The following is a 16,769-nucleotide window of genomic DNA, read 5'->3' as shown; positions in this document are numbered from 1 at the left end:
GAATCACTTTGTTTCTTTCCCCTTTCACGCAGGATCGGAAGGGGTGGGCGTAACACATTTTGTCACTCGGTTGCCTTTTGTTGCTATTCGCGGATTTACCTATCACTAGCAATTGTGGTGTTGATTAGCACCGGGTTAACCCTGTGAACAGGTTGGTCGTCTTGCAGTCCGCAGCCCCGTCCACCATCCGCACCGCACCGCGCACCGCCGCGGCCAAGGCGTCCTCCGGCAGCGACCGGGCGGCCGAAAAGGCTGCCCGGCGCCTGCTGTCCGGCATGCTGGGGCCGCGGCGCGACCGCGCGATGCTGGTCCTGGCATCCTTTGCGCTGAACATCTTCGCGCTGGCCCTGCCGGTCACGCTGCTGCACGTCTATGACCGCATCCTGCCGAACGAGTCCTACGGCACCATGCTCCTGCTGGGCATCGGCTGCGGCGCGGCGGCGGTCATGGAGGCGATCCTGCGGGTCGCGCGCTCGGCGCTGACCACCTGGATGGGCGCCAGGATCGAACATCGGTCGAGCGCATCGCTGATCGACCGGCTGATGCACATGCCGCTGAACGCCTTTTCCCAACAGGGGATCGGCACCCATTTCGAGGTCTATCGCGCCATCAAGATGGTGCGGGAATTCTACTCGGGCCAGGCGCTGCAGTCGGCCATCGACATCCCCTTCGCCGTCCTCTACCTGGGGCTGATCGCCCTGCTGGCCGGCTGGCTGGCGGTGATCCCGGTGGCGGTGCTGGCGCTGTTCCTGATCGTCGGCGCCGTGCTGGGCCGGCGCATGCGCCGGGCGCTGGAAAGCCGCCACACGATGGAGGAGCGGCGCCTGAACTTCATCAGCGAGGTGCTGGCCGGCGTCCATACGGTGAAGGGGCTGGGGGCGGAGGCCGGTCTGCTGCGCCGCCATGAACGCCTGCAGCAGGGCTGCAGCGAGGAGGATTTCGCCGTCGCACGGCTCAGCGGCTCCGCCTCCGTCGTCGCCGCCACGCTGGCGCAGGCGACGATGATGCTGGTGGTGATCGTCGGCAGCGTGTCGGTGATCGACGGGGCGATGACAACCGGCGTGCTCACCGCCTGCTCGATGCTGGCCGGACGCTGCGTGCAGCCGGTGCAGGCGCTGTTCGACCGCTGGGTCCGTTACCAGTCGGTATCGCTGGCCCTGCGCCGCATCGGCCATGTCCTGCTGGAGGTCGGCATCGACGGGGCCGCGGCACAGCCGCAAGGAGACGGCAAGTCCGGCAGCGAGGTCGCCACGGCGCTGGCCCCCGGCTCCATCGAGATGGACAAGGTCCGCTTCGCCTACGACCGCGGGCCGGAAATCCTAAGCGACCTGTCGCTGAGCGTCGGGCCGGGCGAGTTCCTGGGCGTGGTGGCGACCAACAGTTCGGGCAAGACCACCCTGCTGCGCCTGATCCTGGGCGTGCTACGGCCGAGTTCGGGCGAGGTGCGGGTCGGCGTGCGCGCCCTGACCGACGCCGATGCGATGATCGGCATCGGCGGCGTCGTCTATGTCGGCGAGCATCCGGAGCTGTTCAAAGGCACCATCCTGCAGAACCTGACCCTGTTCGATCCCGGCCGGGCCGATCTGGCGATGGAGGTCTGCCGCCGCCTGGGCCTCGACCGCCGAATCGCCAGCCTGCCGCAGGGCTATGAGACCATCGTCGGCGACGCCTCGCAGGAGGCGCTGCCGCGCGGCGCCCGCCAGCTGATCTGCCTTGCCCGCGCGCTGGTGCGCGAGCCGGCGGTGCTGCTGCTGGACGAGCCGAACTCCTCCCTCGACGTCGAGTCCGACAAGGCGTTCCGCCGCGCGCTGGACGAGCTGCGCGGCAGCGTCACCATCCTGCTAGTCACCAGCCGTCCGTCGCTGCTGTCGCTGGCCGACCGGGTGGTGCAGATCGTCGACGGCCGTGCCGTCACCCGCAATCCGGATGCCGGAAGCGCCGGCGGCCAGCCGGTCCTCGTCGCCGCCGCCGCGACTACTACGGACGAGGCGGAGGCCAAAGCCGACGCGGAGCCGATCCGCGCCGCCCATGACGACGGCGACATCCTGCGCCGCCGGCTGGCGGAGGCGTCGGCCGTGGGCGCCTGCATGGTCCCGCTGCTGGACGCGCTGGGCTGGCGCGGCGCGCCGCAGACACTGGCGGAGGCCCTGCCCCACTTCTCCGAGGTGCAGACGGTGGAGGAGCTGTGCGACGTGCTCCAGCGCCTGCATTTCGAGGGGCGCAGCCTGCGCTTCGACCTCGGCCGGCCGGAGCCGTCGCTGCTGCCCTGCCTGTTCCGCGCCCGCGACGGCGGCATCTACACGCTGCTGTCCGCGGACGCCGACGGCGTCACCGCCTTCAGCGGACGGTCGCGCGAGACGGTGATGCTGAATTTCGGCAAGGGCACCGCCTATGTCTTCACCCCGCTGGAGGCGGCTGCCGGCGCCGGCAGCCAGAACTGGGTCGGCACCGTCATCCATGCCTATCTGCCCCTGCTGTGGGCGGTTCTGGGACTGAGCGCGGTCATCAACCTGCTGTCCGTCGCCGCCCCGCTCTTCACCATGGCGATCTACGACAAGGTCATCGGCACAGGTTCCTACGACACGCTGGAGACCATCGCCGTCGGCGCGTTCCTGGTGATCGCCGGCGATTTCGCCCTGCGCCAGATCCGCGGCCGGGCGCTGGCCCATGCCGGGTCGCGCATCGCCCGCAGCATCAGCAACGCCACCATCGAACGCATCCTGATGCTGCCGGTGGGGTTGAGCGAGCGCGCCGCCATCGGCACGCAGATCGCCCGGGTGAAGGATCTGGAATCGATCCGCGACTTCATCAGCCAGGGGCAGGTCGCGGCCCTGTTCGACGTGCCCTTCGCCCTGTTCTATCTGGGGGTGATGGCCGTGCTGGGCGGGCCGCTGGCGCTGGTGCCGCTGGCCGCCGTGCTGGTGACCGCCGCCATCGGCGCCGCCGTCCACCCGATGGTGCGCGCCCGCACCGGCACCACCGCGCGCGCCGACACCGAGCGGCAGGAATTCTTCGTCGAGATGGTCGCCAAGATGCCGGCGCTGCGCGCCATCGGCGGGCTGGCCCATTGGCGCGACCGTTATGACCGGCTGTCCGCCCGCACCGCGCGGTCGGGCCACACCGCCGCCAACCTGTCGGCGACCCACGCGGCGCTGGCCGGGCTGGTGGTGCCGGTCGCCGGGCTCGCCACCGTCGGCGTCGGCGCCATGCAGGTCTTCGCCGGCACCATGACGCCGGGCGCGCTGATGGCGTCGATGATGCTGCTGTGGCGGGTGATGGTGCCGCTGCAGACCGCCGTCTCCATGCTGCCGCGCATCGAGCAGCTGCGCGCCAACGCCCGCCAGATCAACGGCCTGATGAGCATCCGGCCGGAGCGCGAGCCGCGCTGCGCCACCCTGCAGCCGCGCCGGCTGAAGGGCGAAGTCTCCTTCTCCCGCGTGTCGCTGCGCTACCGCAACGATGCAGACCCGGCGCTGGTCGGCGTGAGCTTCACCGTCAAGCCGGGGCAGATCGTCGCCATCGTCGGGTCGGACGGTGCCGGCAAGTCGTCGCTGCTGAAGGTGATGCTGGGGCTCTATGCGCCGCAGGCCGGCAATGTGCGGATCGACGGCGTCGACATCCGCCAGATGGACCCGGTCGACCTGCGCAAGTCGGTCGGCTATGTGCCGCAGGCCAGCTCGCTGTTCTACGGCACCATCGCCCAGAACCTGCGCTTCGCCGACCAGACCGCCGACGAGGCCGAGTTGCGCTGGGCGCTGTCGCTGGCCGGCGCCCTGGACGAGGTGGAGGCGCTGCCGCGCGGCCTGGACACCCGCATCGGCGACAACCAGTCGCTGCGCCTGTCGCCCAGCCTGACGCAGAAGATCTGCCTGGCCCGCGCCTATATCCGCCGGCCGCGCATCCTGCTGCTGGACGAACCGGCCAGCCGGCTGGATTTCGAAGGCGACAAGGCCCTGCACGCCGCGCTGGCCGCGCTGCGCGGCCACAGCACCATCTTCCTGGTCACCCACCGGCCGAGCCACCTGACGCTGGCCGACACGGTGCTGACCATGGATGCCGGCATGATCGCCCCCGCCAACCCGGCCGGCGGTCTGCCCGGCCCCCGCCCTGTTGGTCCGGGCGGTGGCGGCAGCAGCGTCGCCAACGGCATTGCCGGGGCGCTGCTGGGCGGGATCGGGCTGCAACGCCCGCCCGGCGTCGCCGCCACGCCGCAACGCTGACCCGTTTCGCTCCTTACTTTGCGCTTTCCCCCTCCTTTCCGCTTTCAGTGTGATCCGCAGATGGCCGCTTCAGACCTCGCCCGCCCCACCGGCAAATCGCTCAGCGCCGACGACGCGACGCTGTCGCTGGTCCGTGCGACCATCGTCGTGCTGGTCCTGCTGCTGGCGGCATTGCTGACCTGGGCCACGCTGATGCCGGTCAAGGAGGCCGTCGTCACCGCCGGACAGGTGGTGCCGTCCGGCAATTCCCAGGTCGTCCAGCATCTGGAGGGTGGCATCGTGTCGGCCATCCTGGTCAAGGAGGGCGATCTGGTCGAGGCCGGCCAGCCGCTGATCGTCTTCGACCCCAAGCAGGTCCAGGCCGAGCGCGAGCAGATGAATGCCCGCCTGCTGACGCTGGAGCTGCGGGCGGAGCGGCTGCGCGCCTTCGCCGCCGGGCGGGAGCCGGACTTCATCCGCGCCGCCGGACCCGGCACGCCGCAGGCGGAGGCCCAGAAGGAGGCGCAGATCGCCGACCAGCGCCTGATCTACGACACCCAGCGCAAGGCCCGCGACACCGCCATCGCCGTGCTGCAGGCCCAGGTGTCGCAGCGCGAGGCCGAGCTGGCGCTGTATGAGGGGCAGCTCGCCAACATCAAGGACCAGATCACCTTCATCACCGGATCGGTCGACATCCGCAACAGGCTGGAATCCATGGGCCTGTCGTCGAAGCTGCAGTCGCTGGAAACCCAGCGCGAGCAGTCGCGGCTGATGGGCGAGCAGCGGCGGATCGAGGGCCAGATCATCGCCACCCAACAGGCGATCACCGAGGCCGGCAACCGCATCCTCGACCAGTCGGCCAAGCTGTCGCAGGACGCCGTGACCGAGATGGGCACCGTCACCGCCGAGATCGCCCAGCTGCGCGAGGCCCGCGCCAAGCTGGACGACCGCGCCGAACGGCTGACCGTGCCGTCGCCGGTGCGCGGGCTGGTGCAGGACCTGCGCATCAACACCATCGGCGCCGTGGTGCCGGAAGGCGGCGTCCTAATGCAGATCGTTCCGGTCGACCACGACATGACGGTCGAGGCGCATGTCACCCCGCGCGACGTCGGCCATCTCCAGGTCGGGCAGGAGGCGACGGTCAAGGTGCTGACCTACGACTTCGCCCGCTACGGCGCCATCACCGGCACGCTGCAGCGCATCTCCGCCTCCACCTTCCTGGACGAGCAGAAACGCCCCTACTACAAGGCGGTCGTGGCGCTCAGCCGCAACCATGTCGGCCGCGACGACGTCGAGCACCCGGTCCTGCCCGGCATGACCACCCAGGTGGAGTTGCCCACGGGCGAGCGGTCGCTGCTGGAATATCTGCTGAAGCCGATCTACTTCGCCCTGTCCGACAGCTTCAACGAACGGTGAGGAGTCCCCTCTCCCCCCCGGGGAGAGGGTTAGGGTGAGGGGGAGGCGCGGCGAGGATTTTTGGAGTAGTCACGCGGTGCATCCCCCTCACCCCGACCCTCTCCCCAGGGGGGAGAGGGAGATTGGCCACCCTCCCCCCACAAACGCAAAAAGGCCGCCGGTCCTGGCTAGGACGGGCGGCCGATGGATAGCGCGAGTGGTCAGTAGGCGCCGAGCGACCGGGCCGCGGCGGCGAATTCCTCGGCCAGCCAGCCTTCGCGCTCGATCAGGTGGCCCATCAGACGCTTCAGCGCCGCCTCGCACACCGCGGCGCGCTCGCCATCGGGCAGGCCCGCCACGGTCAGACGGGCGACGAAGTCGTCCACGACCTGTTCGGCCTTCCGGGTGTCGACTTCGGTCATGACGGGGAACAACCTGGGGTTGGTGTCGGCGAGTTTCTGCGGAATCATCGGGGCGCCTTAATGCTGGACGCGTGGCCTTCCCGAATAATGGGTCTACGACCGACAGGTGTGAAGATGCGATTTAGCGCTTAAATGAAATAAATTTAGGCTGCATTTGATACATCTCGTTTCATCTGTCGCCGACCGGTGGCGAAAAGCGGCAAGCCGCGGGCATCCTACGGCCCCGACACAGCTCGACAGAATATGTCACGACATACCAGTAGCAATCATTGGTGCCTGTACCTAAAATTACCGCGTCTCAGCAGCGCCCGTGAACGCCATGGCCGGCCGCCCCAACCGCAGCGCCTCCCTTCAGACCGTGCCGCTCCACGCGGTGGAACCGGATCCGGCAGCCGTCAGCCTCGACAAGGTCAAGGCGATCCTGGCTCCGCTGGACCGGGCGCAGAAGTCCAAGCTGTTCGAACTGGTGCAGGCCGGCCATCTGGAAGACGACCAGATGACGGTGGAGGTCGGCCGGCTGATCGTCGCAATGCTGAACGGCCCGCGCACCGAACATGCCCGGCGCATCTGGACCGGCTGGTTCGACCCGGTGATGCTGCGCACCGATGCGCTGATGCTGGCGGAAAGCCGGCCGCCGGGCTGCATGCATGTGGTCGACGCCAGCGCGTGGTGGTTCGCCCTGCTGCCGCATCTGCGCGACCTTGCCGGTCGGGTCCAGTCCGACATCGCCGACCGGGCTACCGAACATCCGCTCGATGCCGTCCTCGCCTCCCCCGCCGCGGCGGATTGGGCGGAGGAGCTTCGCGTGAGTTCGCTGGAGGTTCTGCGCCGGCGCGGCGCGGCCGGGCCGCTGCTGGCGACCGCCAACGCCGAGCGGATCACCCTGCTGCGCAAGCGCGGGCTGACCGGGGTGGCGCCGCTGTCGTTCGGCGATCTGGCGATGCTGGACGCCATGCTGGAGCATGCGCCGCTGTGGAAGGGCGCCGTCCGTCCGCGCGACACCATCGGCGTCCTGCACATGGTGTCGGAGATGGCCGGGCGCGGCGCGGCCACGGGCGGCGGCGCGGAGGGTGCGATGCAGTACGCCCTGGCCCTGCTGAACGGATCGCGCGATCCCGATCAGGCGCTTGCGCTCCATGGCCTGTCGCCCAACCCGGCCCTGGTCGAGGCGGCGGTCGGTCATGTGCAGTTCGCCTGGCAATGCCTGCGCCAGAAGCTGGAGGATTTGCATCTCGGCCGCCCCGCCCCGCCGCAGCTGACCGCCGGCGAGACGGTGGACCGCCTGCAGGAGCGCGCCTTCCGCTGGTACGACGCGCTGCAGGGCTTCGGCGTCGAGCGCGGCGGGCGCAACTGGGCGGCGGTGTCAGCCGCCGTCGGCCGGGTGACCGGACTGGTGGAGGGAGAGGTGGTGCCGGTGCTGAGCCACCGCCTGCTGACGCTGAACGCCAGCAGCACCGCCCGACCGCTGATCGAGCCGGTACGCTTCATCAACGGCTTCAACCACCGGCTTCGCCGCCGCGGCATCGCCGCCTCGACCAACCCCTGGCTGACGGCGATCGGTGAGCATCTGGCCGGCCTGTTCCGCCAGATCGGCGCCTATGGCCGCGAGGATGCGCTGTCGGCGATGGCCGAACTGTGCGAACTGGCGGAAGAGACCGGCTATCCCATCGAGGTGACGGCCATCGACAAGACGCTGCTGGGCATCGCCGAGCGGGCGCTGCGCGACGGCCGCGAACTGAATGCCGGCGAAAGCAAGTTGATCGACCGTGTCGTCACCGTCGCGACCGAGGAACGCCGCCGCTGCCGCTGGTGGGTTTCGGGCGAGCTTGTCAGCCTGCTGGACGCCGCCCAGCAGCGCGGCATCGGCCCGACACCGCAATAGACGAGCCCGTTCAGGACGGCAGCTTGATCCCCGCCTTGATGGTGGCCAGCGCCAGCTGGGTGCGGTTGCGCACGCCCAGCCGCTGCATCACCGACCGCAGATGCACCTTGATGGTGCCCTCCAGCACGCCGAGCGCGCGGGCGATCTCCTTGTTGGACCGACCTTCCAGCAGAAGGCACAGCACCTCGCGCTGGCGTTCGGTCAGACCGCCGACCAATTCGCTTTCGCTGCGCACGGGAGCCGCATCGGCCGTCAGCGCGATGCGGACCCGCTTCCCGTTGGGCGGCGTGGGCGGAGCCGGGGCGAAGATGCCGCCCTCCAGCACGATGGCAAGCGCCTGGTCGAGCACCGCCGCTTCGCAGCCCTTGTTGACGAAGCCGCGGGCACCGGCTCGGATGCAGGAGGCAATGACGTTGCCGTCGGTCGCCCCGGAGACGACGATCAGCGGCACGTCGCCGGCGGCCTCCAGCATGTCGGTCAGGCCGCTGTGCTCGTCGCTGTCGCCCATCTGCAGGTCATAGAGGATGGCGGTGAGGTCCGGTTCCGACCGCGCCTTGCGCATGGCCTCGGCCAGCGATCCGGCCTCTACGATCACGACGTCCTCATAGCGCTGCCGCAAGGCCAGGGTCAGGCCGTAGCGGACCAGCGCATGATCGTCGACGATCAGGAACTTGAGGGGATCGTCGGACGGAATCCGGCGGTCAGACACCATGTTCAGCTCTGCGGAGCCATGGCCGTGCTGCGCGTGATGATCCACGTTTGTTCCTCTTCATCGATCAATGATACCAGCTCTCGCCGGTTAAGCGGCTCGTAAGCAAAACTTTAGTTCCAAGCCACTGCCGCGATGAACTTTCCATGCGGTTATCCATAGGGTGCATGGGGATAAGAGGTCAGCGAACCGAAGGTGGCAGATCGGCTATTGTACGCTTTCCCCCATCCTTGAACCTCAACCTCCGCGTTTGCCCACGGACTTGCCCCGATTGGCAGCAACCGATGGGGCAAGCGGCACCGTAATCGAAAAGACCGAGCCCCGATCCGGCCAGGACCGCAAGCCGATCTCGTGGTCGAGCTGGCGGGCCAACCGCGCGACGATGGCGAGGCCAAGACCGACCCCGCGCCGCTGGTCGCGGTTGCGGTTGCCGAGTTGCCGGAACTCCTCGAAAATGAAGGTCTGGCTGCGCTCGTCGATGCCGGGCCCGGTGTCCCAGACCTCGATCCGCAAGCTGCTGCGCCCTTTTCCGTCGCGGCAACGGCGGCCGCCCAGCAGGATCGAGCCGGAGTTGGTGTATTTCAGCGCGTTCGCCAGGAGGTTCCGCAGGATCCGCTCCAGAAGCTGCGCGTCGCTGAGCACCACCGCCCTGCAGGGCACGACGCGGAAGCGCAGCCCGCGCATTTCCGCCTGGATCGTGAACTCTCCCTCGATCGCCTCCAGCATGTCGCGCATCGGCAGGGACTCGATCATCGGGTCCAGCGCACCGGCATCCAGCCGCGCGGTGTCCAGCATGCCGTCCAGCAGGGTGCGGATCGACAGGTGCGCGGCCAGAAGTCCGCCCAGGATCGGTTGATCCCCGTCGCCCATCCGATGGCGCAGCACGTCCAGGAACAGCCCCATCGACATCACCGGCTGGCGCAGGTCATGGCTGGCCGAACCCAGAAGCTGCAGCTTGTCGGCGTCGGAGGCGCGTAGACGCTGCAGTTCCTCGTTCGAGCGGGCGAGATGGGCGTTGGCCTCCTCCACCTGTTCCAGCGAGAGGCGCAGTTCCTCGTCCATGGCGCGCAGCTCTTCCAGGGAGGCCTGAAGTTCGGTGTCGGACCGGTCGAACTCCTGGTTGCTGTGGTCCAACGCATTTTCCCGCAGCGACAGCCTTTCCTGCACCGCATCCAATTGCGCCAGCGTTTCCCGGTATCGTCCGTTTGCGGTTCGCAGTTCCTTGCGCAGTTGCGCGATGGTCTCGTTTGCCTCCTGCTGGCGCCGTTCCAGATCCTCGACCAGCGTCTGCGCCTGTTCAAGCTCGTCGTAGAGCCGCTGGACTGCGGAGGGAGAGCAGTCCTCCTTCAGGTCGCCGGCCACGCAGATGAAATGCTCGGTTTCGCCACTGGGGCCGATCAGCGGGGTGATGACCAGGGCACACAGATATTCGCTGCCGTCCTTCCGCCGGTTGACCAAGGTGCCCCGCGCATATTCCCCCTCCAGCAGGTCCCGCTTGATGGCGGCGGCCACCACCTTGTCGGTGCGGGGACAATGCATGAAACGGGGGGAGCGGCCGATCACCTCGTCGGCGCGATAGCCGGTCAGACGGGTGAAGGCGCGGTTGACATAGCGGATGGTCGGACCCGGTGCGGCGAGGTTCAGGTCGGTGACGATGACGGCATGATCCAGCCGGTCCCAAATCGGTTGGACGATCAGCGGCTTTGCCTTCGGTTCCTTCAGACCATGCGCGTCCGACATGCCAACACGATCCTTTTCGCGATCAGCCCGTTTCGGGGTCAGCGATCCACGGTGCACAACGCCGGGTGATTGCAACGATACTTAGTTCACAATGTTAACTGTCCTGATGCAATGCCGTCACGGCCATATAACTTCTGACAAATGCATCCGGTATTCAGGTGCCGTCGGAACCGCAGCGGGGTACCACAGCCCAAAGTTTCGATTACTGGGATACCGCTTTCGTGCGATTGTCGTCTATGCCGATGCGCTGGCGCTTCGCGACGTCGTGGGCGATCGCCACCAGGATCGGCGGATCCTCCTGGCCGAAATACTGCATGCACATTTCGACCTGCCTTGGCGGCTTGTTGCTGCTCTCGATCGTTGTCTCAATGACGATTTCCGCCTTCTCGCCCGACAGCAGCGGGGCGACCAACCGGGTGAAGGCGTCGGCATCGATCTCCGGCATCAGGTCATGTAGGGCGATCTGGCGGAGAAGGTCCAGAGAATAGCCCAGCTTCTCCTCCGCACCCTTATTGACCAGATGGAAATGGAAGGTGGTGGGATCGAGGAAATAGATCTCGTTCAGCGACTGCCCGACGATACGGCCCAGATAGCGGATGAAGGCGTCGGACCGTCGACGCTCGGTGACATCCTCCACGATCAGGATGACGCCGCGCGGCTGCCGGCTGTCGTACAGCAGCGGCGACAGGCGGATGCGACAGTCGATCCGGCGTCCGCGCCGGTCCATCGCCTCCATCTCCATCGCTTCGACCGGCATCTGCGTCGTCAGCGCATCATGCAGCGAATCGCGCAGCCGCTGCACCGGCAAACCGATGTCGAGATCGAGGAAGGATCCGCCGGTCACCTCCTCGTTGCGCAGACCCCAGACATTCTCGCACCAGCGGTTCCACGACTGGACCAGCAGATTGTCGTCCAGCACGATGATGCCGACATCGATGCTGCGCAGGACCGATTCAGAATAGCGCCGGTACTCGCCCGCCTCGTCGCTCTGGCGCCGCATTTCCTCGTTGGTGACCTCAAGCTCCTCGTTGGTCGAGCGCAACTCCTCGTTTATGGTCTCCAGTTCCTCGTTGGTGGACTGGAGTTCCTCGTTTGTCGTCTCCAACTCCTCATTGGTCGACTGCAACTCTTCATTGGTGGTCTCCAGTTCCTCGTTGGAGGATTGAAGTTCTTCGATGGTGGTCTCCAGGCTTTCCTGCGCCACCTCGACCTCCTGCTGGAGCATGAAGAGGCGGCTGGTGTCCTGGAAGCTCAGCAGAGAGCCGAAGGTCTTGCCGTCGCGGCCGAACAGGGGTGAGATCTCGATGGTCAGCCGCATCGGTTCTCTGCCCGGACCACTGAAAGGCTGATGGTCGATGCGGACCACGCGCCCGCTGTTGCGCACCTCCTCGATCTGGCTGCGCAGTTCGGTCGGGCGGTAGGAAATGGTCAGATCGTGGAACGGACGGCCGATGTCCGACTCCTCGACCTCGAACAGTCGGCGGGCCAGCAGATTGGCGAAGATCAGCTGACCGTCGGCGCTGACCGCCATATAGGCCGTCGAACTGCCGTCGACGATGCTTTCCAGCAGGCGGATGTGCTGGCTGTTGCGTCCGTTGGGCTGGTCGGCGGCCAGTGTCAGGCTGCCGCCGGAGGTGCGGTGCCATTCCTGCGGCACCTTGGTGAAGATGCGGCTTTTCAGGTTCACCGCCTCGAACATGCGGGACCGGGCCAGCTGGGTTTCCGCCTTGCCCAGGAACAGGATGCCGTCATTGACCAGGGCATAATGAAGGCGCGGCAGGACGATGGCCTGGGTGTCCGCCTCCAGATAGATCAGCAGGTTGCGGCAGACCAGCAGGTCGATGCGGGAGATCGGCGCATCGCTGACCACATTGTGGCGGCCGAAGATCACGCATTTGCGCAGTTCGCGCTGAAAGACGTAATGGTTGCCGGTCCGCTCGAAATAGCGTTGCAGCAGCGGTTCCGGCACCGATTCCACGTCGCGCGGGGAATAGGTGGCGTGGCGCGCGGTGTTCAGGGCGTCGTCGTCCAGATCGGTCGCGTAAATCTTGACCCGCCGGCAGAATTCCGTGCTGCCGAGATGCTCGGCGAACAGCATCGCCAGCGAATAGGGCTCCTCCCCCGAGGCGCAGCCGACGCTCCAGATCCGGATCGGCGCCTTTTCCCCCTTGCGTTCGATGATCTGGGGAACGACCTCGCGGCGCAGCACCTCCCACGCCTCCTTGTCGCGGAAGAAGGAGGTGACGTTGATCAGAACGGTGTTCAGAAGTTCGATGAATTCCTGCGGATGTGCCTCCAGGAAGGCATGATAGGCGTTGAAATTGTCGCAGCCCACCTCTTCCATCCGGCGCCGGATACGCCGTTCCAGGCTGGTCCGCTTGTAGCCGCGGAAGTCGATGCCGCGACTTTCCTGTATGTGACGGATCAGATTGGAAAAATCATTGTCCGGATCATCGTTGCCGTTGGTCATCGCTTCAATCTTCGCCATATCGAACATAGCATAGACGGCAATCTACAGTTTGCTCAAGCGGCATGACGTCGTAGCTCCCATTTATTGGAGCGTTCGGATGGAAGTGGAAATTTTTGGCTCAGCATTGCGACGCATCAGGCTTCTGGCTGTTCACGTTCCATGGACAAGCGCGATATTCTCGTGATCGGCGCATCGGCCGGCGGACTTTCGGCCCTGACCCGGCTGTTCGGCGGCATGCCGAAAGATTGCGTGCCGACGGTGTTCGTCGTCCTGCACATTTCGCCCAACGCCAAAAGCATGCTGCCGCGGCTGCTGGAGCGGGCCCACTGGCTGCCCGCCTTCCATCCCGCCGACGGCGAACCGATCCGACCCGGTCACATCCATCTGGCGTCGCCCGACCATCACCTGCTCGTCCATCACGACCACGTGCTGGTGCGCCGCGGCCCGCGGGAGAACCGCACCCGTCCAGCCGTGGATCCGCTGTTCCGCTCCGCCGGCATCGCCTTCGGCAGCCGGGTCGTCGGCGTCGTGCTGACGGGAATGCTCGACGACGGCGCTTCCGGCCTGCGCGCCATCCACCGCTGCGGCGGTCTCTGCGTCGTCCAGGATCCGGGGGAGGCAGAGTGGCCGAGCATGCCTGAAAGCGCCATCGCGCGCGCGCCGGTCGACCATGTGCTGCCGATCGATGACATGCCGGCGCTGCTGTGCCGGCTGGCGGCGGAGCCGGCAGGCACCAGCCCGCCGGTTCCCTTCGACATCGCCGCGGAGGCCCAAATCGCGGAACAGGAGTTCACCACAGTGTCCGACGACACCAAGTCGGTGGGCAAACCGACCACCCTCTCCTGCCCGGACTGCGGCGGCGGACTTTCGGCGATCCAGGACGGCCCGGTGCTGCGTTTCCGCTGTCAGGTCGGCCATGCTTTCAGTCCAGACAGCATGGAGGAGGTGCAGGCCGAGGTGATGGAAAAGGTGCTGTGGGTCGCCCTGCGCACCCATGAGGACCGGGTGGAGCTGTTCAACCGCATGGCCAGCTACGCCCATGAGCACAATCAGATGAATCTGGTCGCGAAATGGGAATCACAGATGCAGGAGGCACGGCAGACCGCCGACCTGCTGCGGAAGGTGCTGTCAGACCCGAGGGTCCGGCAGAGCAGCGGACAGGGCGAGGGCTGAGCGGGGGCGATGCACGCGGCTCCGCTGCGAGGGAACTGGATGATCATGGCGCGGTTGGACAGGGGACCGGCGGGGCACCCGCCCCGGACGCTAATTCCCAGAGATATCGAATGAGCCGCCCCATGAGCATCGATGGACTGTCGGACGACAACGACACCCCGCATTACGACGGCCCGGCCGGCGGCTGGGGGTCGGTCAAATCCATGGCCCGCATCATGGGGGAGGAGCGGCCGTCGGCCGCCGTGCTGGAGACGCTGCGCCGGCAGAACAAGCCCGGCGGCTTCATGTGCGTGTCCTGCGCCTGGGCCAAGCCGGCCAAGCCCCACACCTTCGAGTTCTGCGAGAACGGCGCCAAGGCGACGATCTGGGAACTGACCAGCCGGCGCTGCACGCCCGACTTCTTCGCCGAGCATACGGTCACCGAACTGAAGGGCTGGAAGGATTACGACCTGGAGCAGCAGGGGCGGTTGACCCATCCCATGCGCTATGACCGGGCGAGCGACCGCTACGTGCCTTGCGGCTGGGACGAGGCCTTCGCCGCCATCGGGGCGGAACTGCGCGCCATCGACCCGGAACAGGCGGTGTTCTATTCGTCGGGCCGCGCCAGCCTGGAGACCTCCTATCTCTATGCGCTTTTCGCGCGGCTCTACGGGCACAATAACCTGCCGGACAGCTCCAACATGTGCCACGAGACGACATCGGTCGGGCTGAAGAAGGTCATCGGATCGCCGGTCGGCACCTGCGTGCTGGACGATTTCGACAGCTGCAACGCCATCTTCTTCTTCGGCCAGAACACCGGGTCGAACAGCCCCCGCCTGCTCCACCCGCTGCAGGAGGCGGTCAAGCGCGGGGCCAAGATCGTCACCTTCAACCCCGTGCGGGAAAAGGGGCTGGAGAGCTTCCGCAACCCGCAAAGCCCGCTGGAGATGCTGACCGGCAAGGATACGCAGATCTCCACCCTGTATTTCCAGGTGAAGGCCGGCGGCGACATCGCGGCGATCACCGGCCTGATCAAGCATGTGCTGGCGGCCGAGGAGGAACGGCAGAGGGAGGGCAAGCATGTCCTCGACCAGGACTTCATCGCCCGGCACACCATCGGCTTCGAGGAGATGAAGGCGCGGGTGAACGCCATCGGCTGGAAGCAGATCGAAGAGGAATCCGGCCTGACGCGCGCCGATCTGAAACAGGCCGCCGACATCTATGTCGAGGCCGACCGCTCGATCGCCATGTACGGCATGGGCCTGACCCAGCAGGTACACGGGTCGGAGACGTTGGGCGCGCTGGTCAATCTGTGGCTGCTGAAGGGCAACATCGGCCGTGACGGCGCCGGCATTTCCCCGGTGCGCGGCCATTCCAACGTCCAGGGCCAGCGCACCGTCGGCATCTCCGAAAAGCCGGAACTGGTGCCGCTCGACCGGCTGGCCGACCAGTTCGGCTTCGAGCCGCCGCGCAAGGAGGGGCTGACCACCGTCAAGGCCTGCGAGAAGATCCTGTCGGGCGAGGTGAAGGCCTTCATCGGGCTCGGCGGCAACTTCGTCCGCGCGATCCCCGAGCGCGAGCGGATGGAGGCGGCCTGGACGCGCATGCGCCTGACCGTGCAGATCGCCACCAAGCTGAACCGCAGCCACCTGATCAATGGCGAGGTGGCCTATCTGCTGCCCTGTCTCGGCCGGTCGGAGGAGGATGTGCAGGAGAGCGGCGCGCAGGCGGTGACGATGGAGGACAGCCTGAGCTGCATCCACGGCTCGCTCGGCAACAACACGCCGGCCAGCCCGCATCTCAAGTCGGAGGTCGCCATCGTCGCCGGCATGGCGAAGGCGACCCTGTCGCCGAACCCGAAGGTGACGTGGGACGCGTGGGTGGGCGATTACGGCCGCATCCGCGCGCTGATCGAGGAGACCTATCCCGACCAGTTCCACCGCTTCAACGAGCGGGTCTTCACCCCCGGCGGCTTCTACCGCGGCAACCCGGCGCGCGAGCGGATCTGGAAGACCGAGTCCGGCAAGGCCCACTTCACCCCGCCGGGCCGCCTGCGTGCCATCGGCTTCGAGGATGCGCCGGGCCGCTGGCGGCTGATGACGATGCGGTCGAACGACCAGTTCAACACGACGATCTACGGCTATTCCGACCGCCTGCGCGGCATCGAGGGCACCCGCGACGTGCTGCTGATGAACCCGCTGGACATCGCCGCCGCCGGCCTGCAGGAGGGTCAGGTTGTCGCGCTGGCGAGCGATGCCGGCGACGATGTCGACCGCCGGGTGGGCGGGCTGACGGTGACGCCCTTCCACCTGCCGCGCGGCTGCGTCGGGGCGTACTACCCGGAGATGAACCCGCTGATCCCGCTATGGTATCACGACGAGGCGTCGAAGACGCCGGCGGCGAAGGGGGTGCCGGTGCGGATCGTGGCGGATGGGGTGGGGGGCTGAAGCTTCAGTGGGATGCCCGCCAATTATCGCCAATCCTACAACCTATGCCACCAGAGAATGCCATGGAACTCCTGGACACTCTCGGCGGCCATAGTGCCAGTCGAGGTCGGGTTGCCTGAATGCACCACTAAAGTAGATGGATCGGCAAGCACCACAGCACCCAAGCAAAATGAAGATAAAAACTACACGCAAACGGTACCGTTTAGTCCAACGGGTTATACAATATAGGCAAATATCTCTAGGGCTCCGAGTCGCTCCAACAAGAGTAGTATTTCAATCAATTCTCAAATATTATTCAATATGAGATCCGTTTCTATAAATATTAATCTGATTAGAAACAGATTTCTCTGAAT

9 protein-coding genes are annotated in these 16,769 nt (G+C 66.6%); 5 read left to right on the top strand and 4 right to left on the bottom strand.

The window, feature by feature from the left end:
- Nucleotides 1-161 precede the first annotated feature (161 nt).
- Nucleotides 162-4,220, top strand: coding sequence for a peptidase domain-containing ABC transporter (locus PWS46_RS22470; RefSeq protein ID WP_434623079.1), 4,059 nt, complete (start codon nt 162-164; stop codon nt 4,218-4,220).
- A gap of 60 nt (nt 4,221-4,280) precedes the next feature.
- Nucleotides 4,281-5,615, top strand: a complete 1,335-nt coding sequence (locus PWS46_RS22465) for an HlyD family type I secretion periplasmic adaptor subunit (RefSeq protein ID WP_434623078.1) — start codon at nt 4,281-4,283, stop codon at nt 5,613-5,615.
- Nucleotides 5,616-5,815: 200 nt separating this feature from the next.
- Here the strand turns inward: PWS46_RS22465 and PWS46_RS22460 are convergent, their stop codons facing one another.
- The gene (locus tag PWS46_RS22460) at nt 5,816-6,016 is read right to left on the bottom strand and encodes a hypothetical protein (RefSeq protein WP_434623077.1); all 201 of its coding nucleotides are present in this window, start codon (nt 6,014-6,016) and stop codon (nt 5,816-5,818) included.
- A gap of 319 nt (nt 6,017-6,335) precedes the next feature.
- Between PWS46_RS22460 and PWS46_RS22455 the strand changes: the two genes are divergently transcribed.
- Nucleotides 6,336-7,898, top strand: a complete 1,563-nt coding sequence (locus PWS46_RS22455) for a hypothetical protein (protein WP_434623531.1) — start codon at nt 6,336-6,338, stop codon at nt 7,896-7,898.
- Between the two features lie 10 nt (nt 7,899-7,908).
- Here the strand turns inward: PWS46_RS22455 and PWS46_RS22450 are convergent, their stop codons facing one another.
- From PWS46_RS22450 to PWS46_RS22440, 3 genes are all read right to left on the bottom strand, one after another.
- Nucleotides 7,909-8,655 (bottom strand): LuxR C-terminal-related transcriptional regulator, encoded by a 747-nt coding sequence (locus tag PWS46_RS22450; protein WP_434623076.1) that lies wholly within the window; start codon nt 8,653-8,655, stop codon nt 7,909-7,911.
- A gap of 189 nt (nt 8,656-8,844) precedes the next feature.
- Entirely contained in the window at nt 8,845-10,347 is a 1,503-nt protein-coding gene (locus tag PWS46_RS22445; RefSeq protein ID WP_434623075.1) for a PAS domain-containing sensor histidine kinase, read from the bottom strand.
- A 202-nt stretch (nt 10,348-10,549) separates the two neighbouring features.
- Nucleotides 10,550-12,817, bottom strand: coding sequence for a CheR family methyltransferase (locus tag PWS46_RS22440; protein ID WP_434623074.1), 2,268 nt, complete (start codon nt 12,815-12,817; stop codon nt 10,550-10,552).
- 159 nt (nt 12,818-12,976) lie between these two features.
- Between PWS46_RS22440 and PWS46_RS22435 the strand changes: the two genes are divergently transcribed.
- Nucleotides 12,977-13,990, top strand: coding sequence for a chemotaxis protein CheB (locus PWS46_RS22435; RefSeq protein WP_434623073.1), 1,014 nt, complete (start codon nt 12,977-12,979; stop codon nt 13,988-13,990).
- Nucleotides 13,991-14,112: 122 nt separating this feature from the next.
- On the top strand, nt 14,113-16,416 hold the full coding sequence (locus PWS46_RS22430) for an FdhF/YdeP family oxidoreductase (protein WP_434623072.1): 2,304 nt from the start codon (nt 14,113-14,115) through the stop codon (nt 16,414-16,416).
- The last annotated feature ends 353 nt before the right edge of the window (nt 16,417-16,769 follow it).

Source organism: Azospirillum sp. B2RO_4, from assembly GCF_051124815.1.
GTDB lineage: Bacteria > Pseudomonadota > Alphaproteobacteria > Azospirillales > Azospirillaceae > Azospirillum.
Note: the sequence above shows the minus strand (reverse complement) of the source record. Positions and strands in the feature narration are given on the sequence as shown.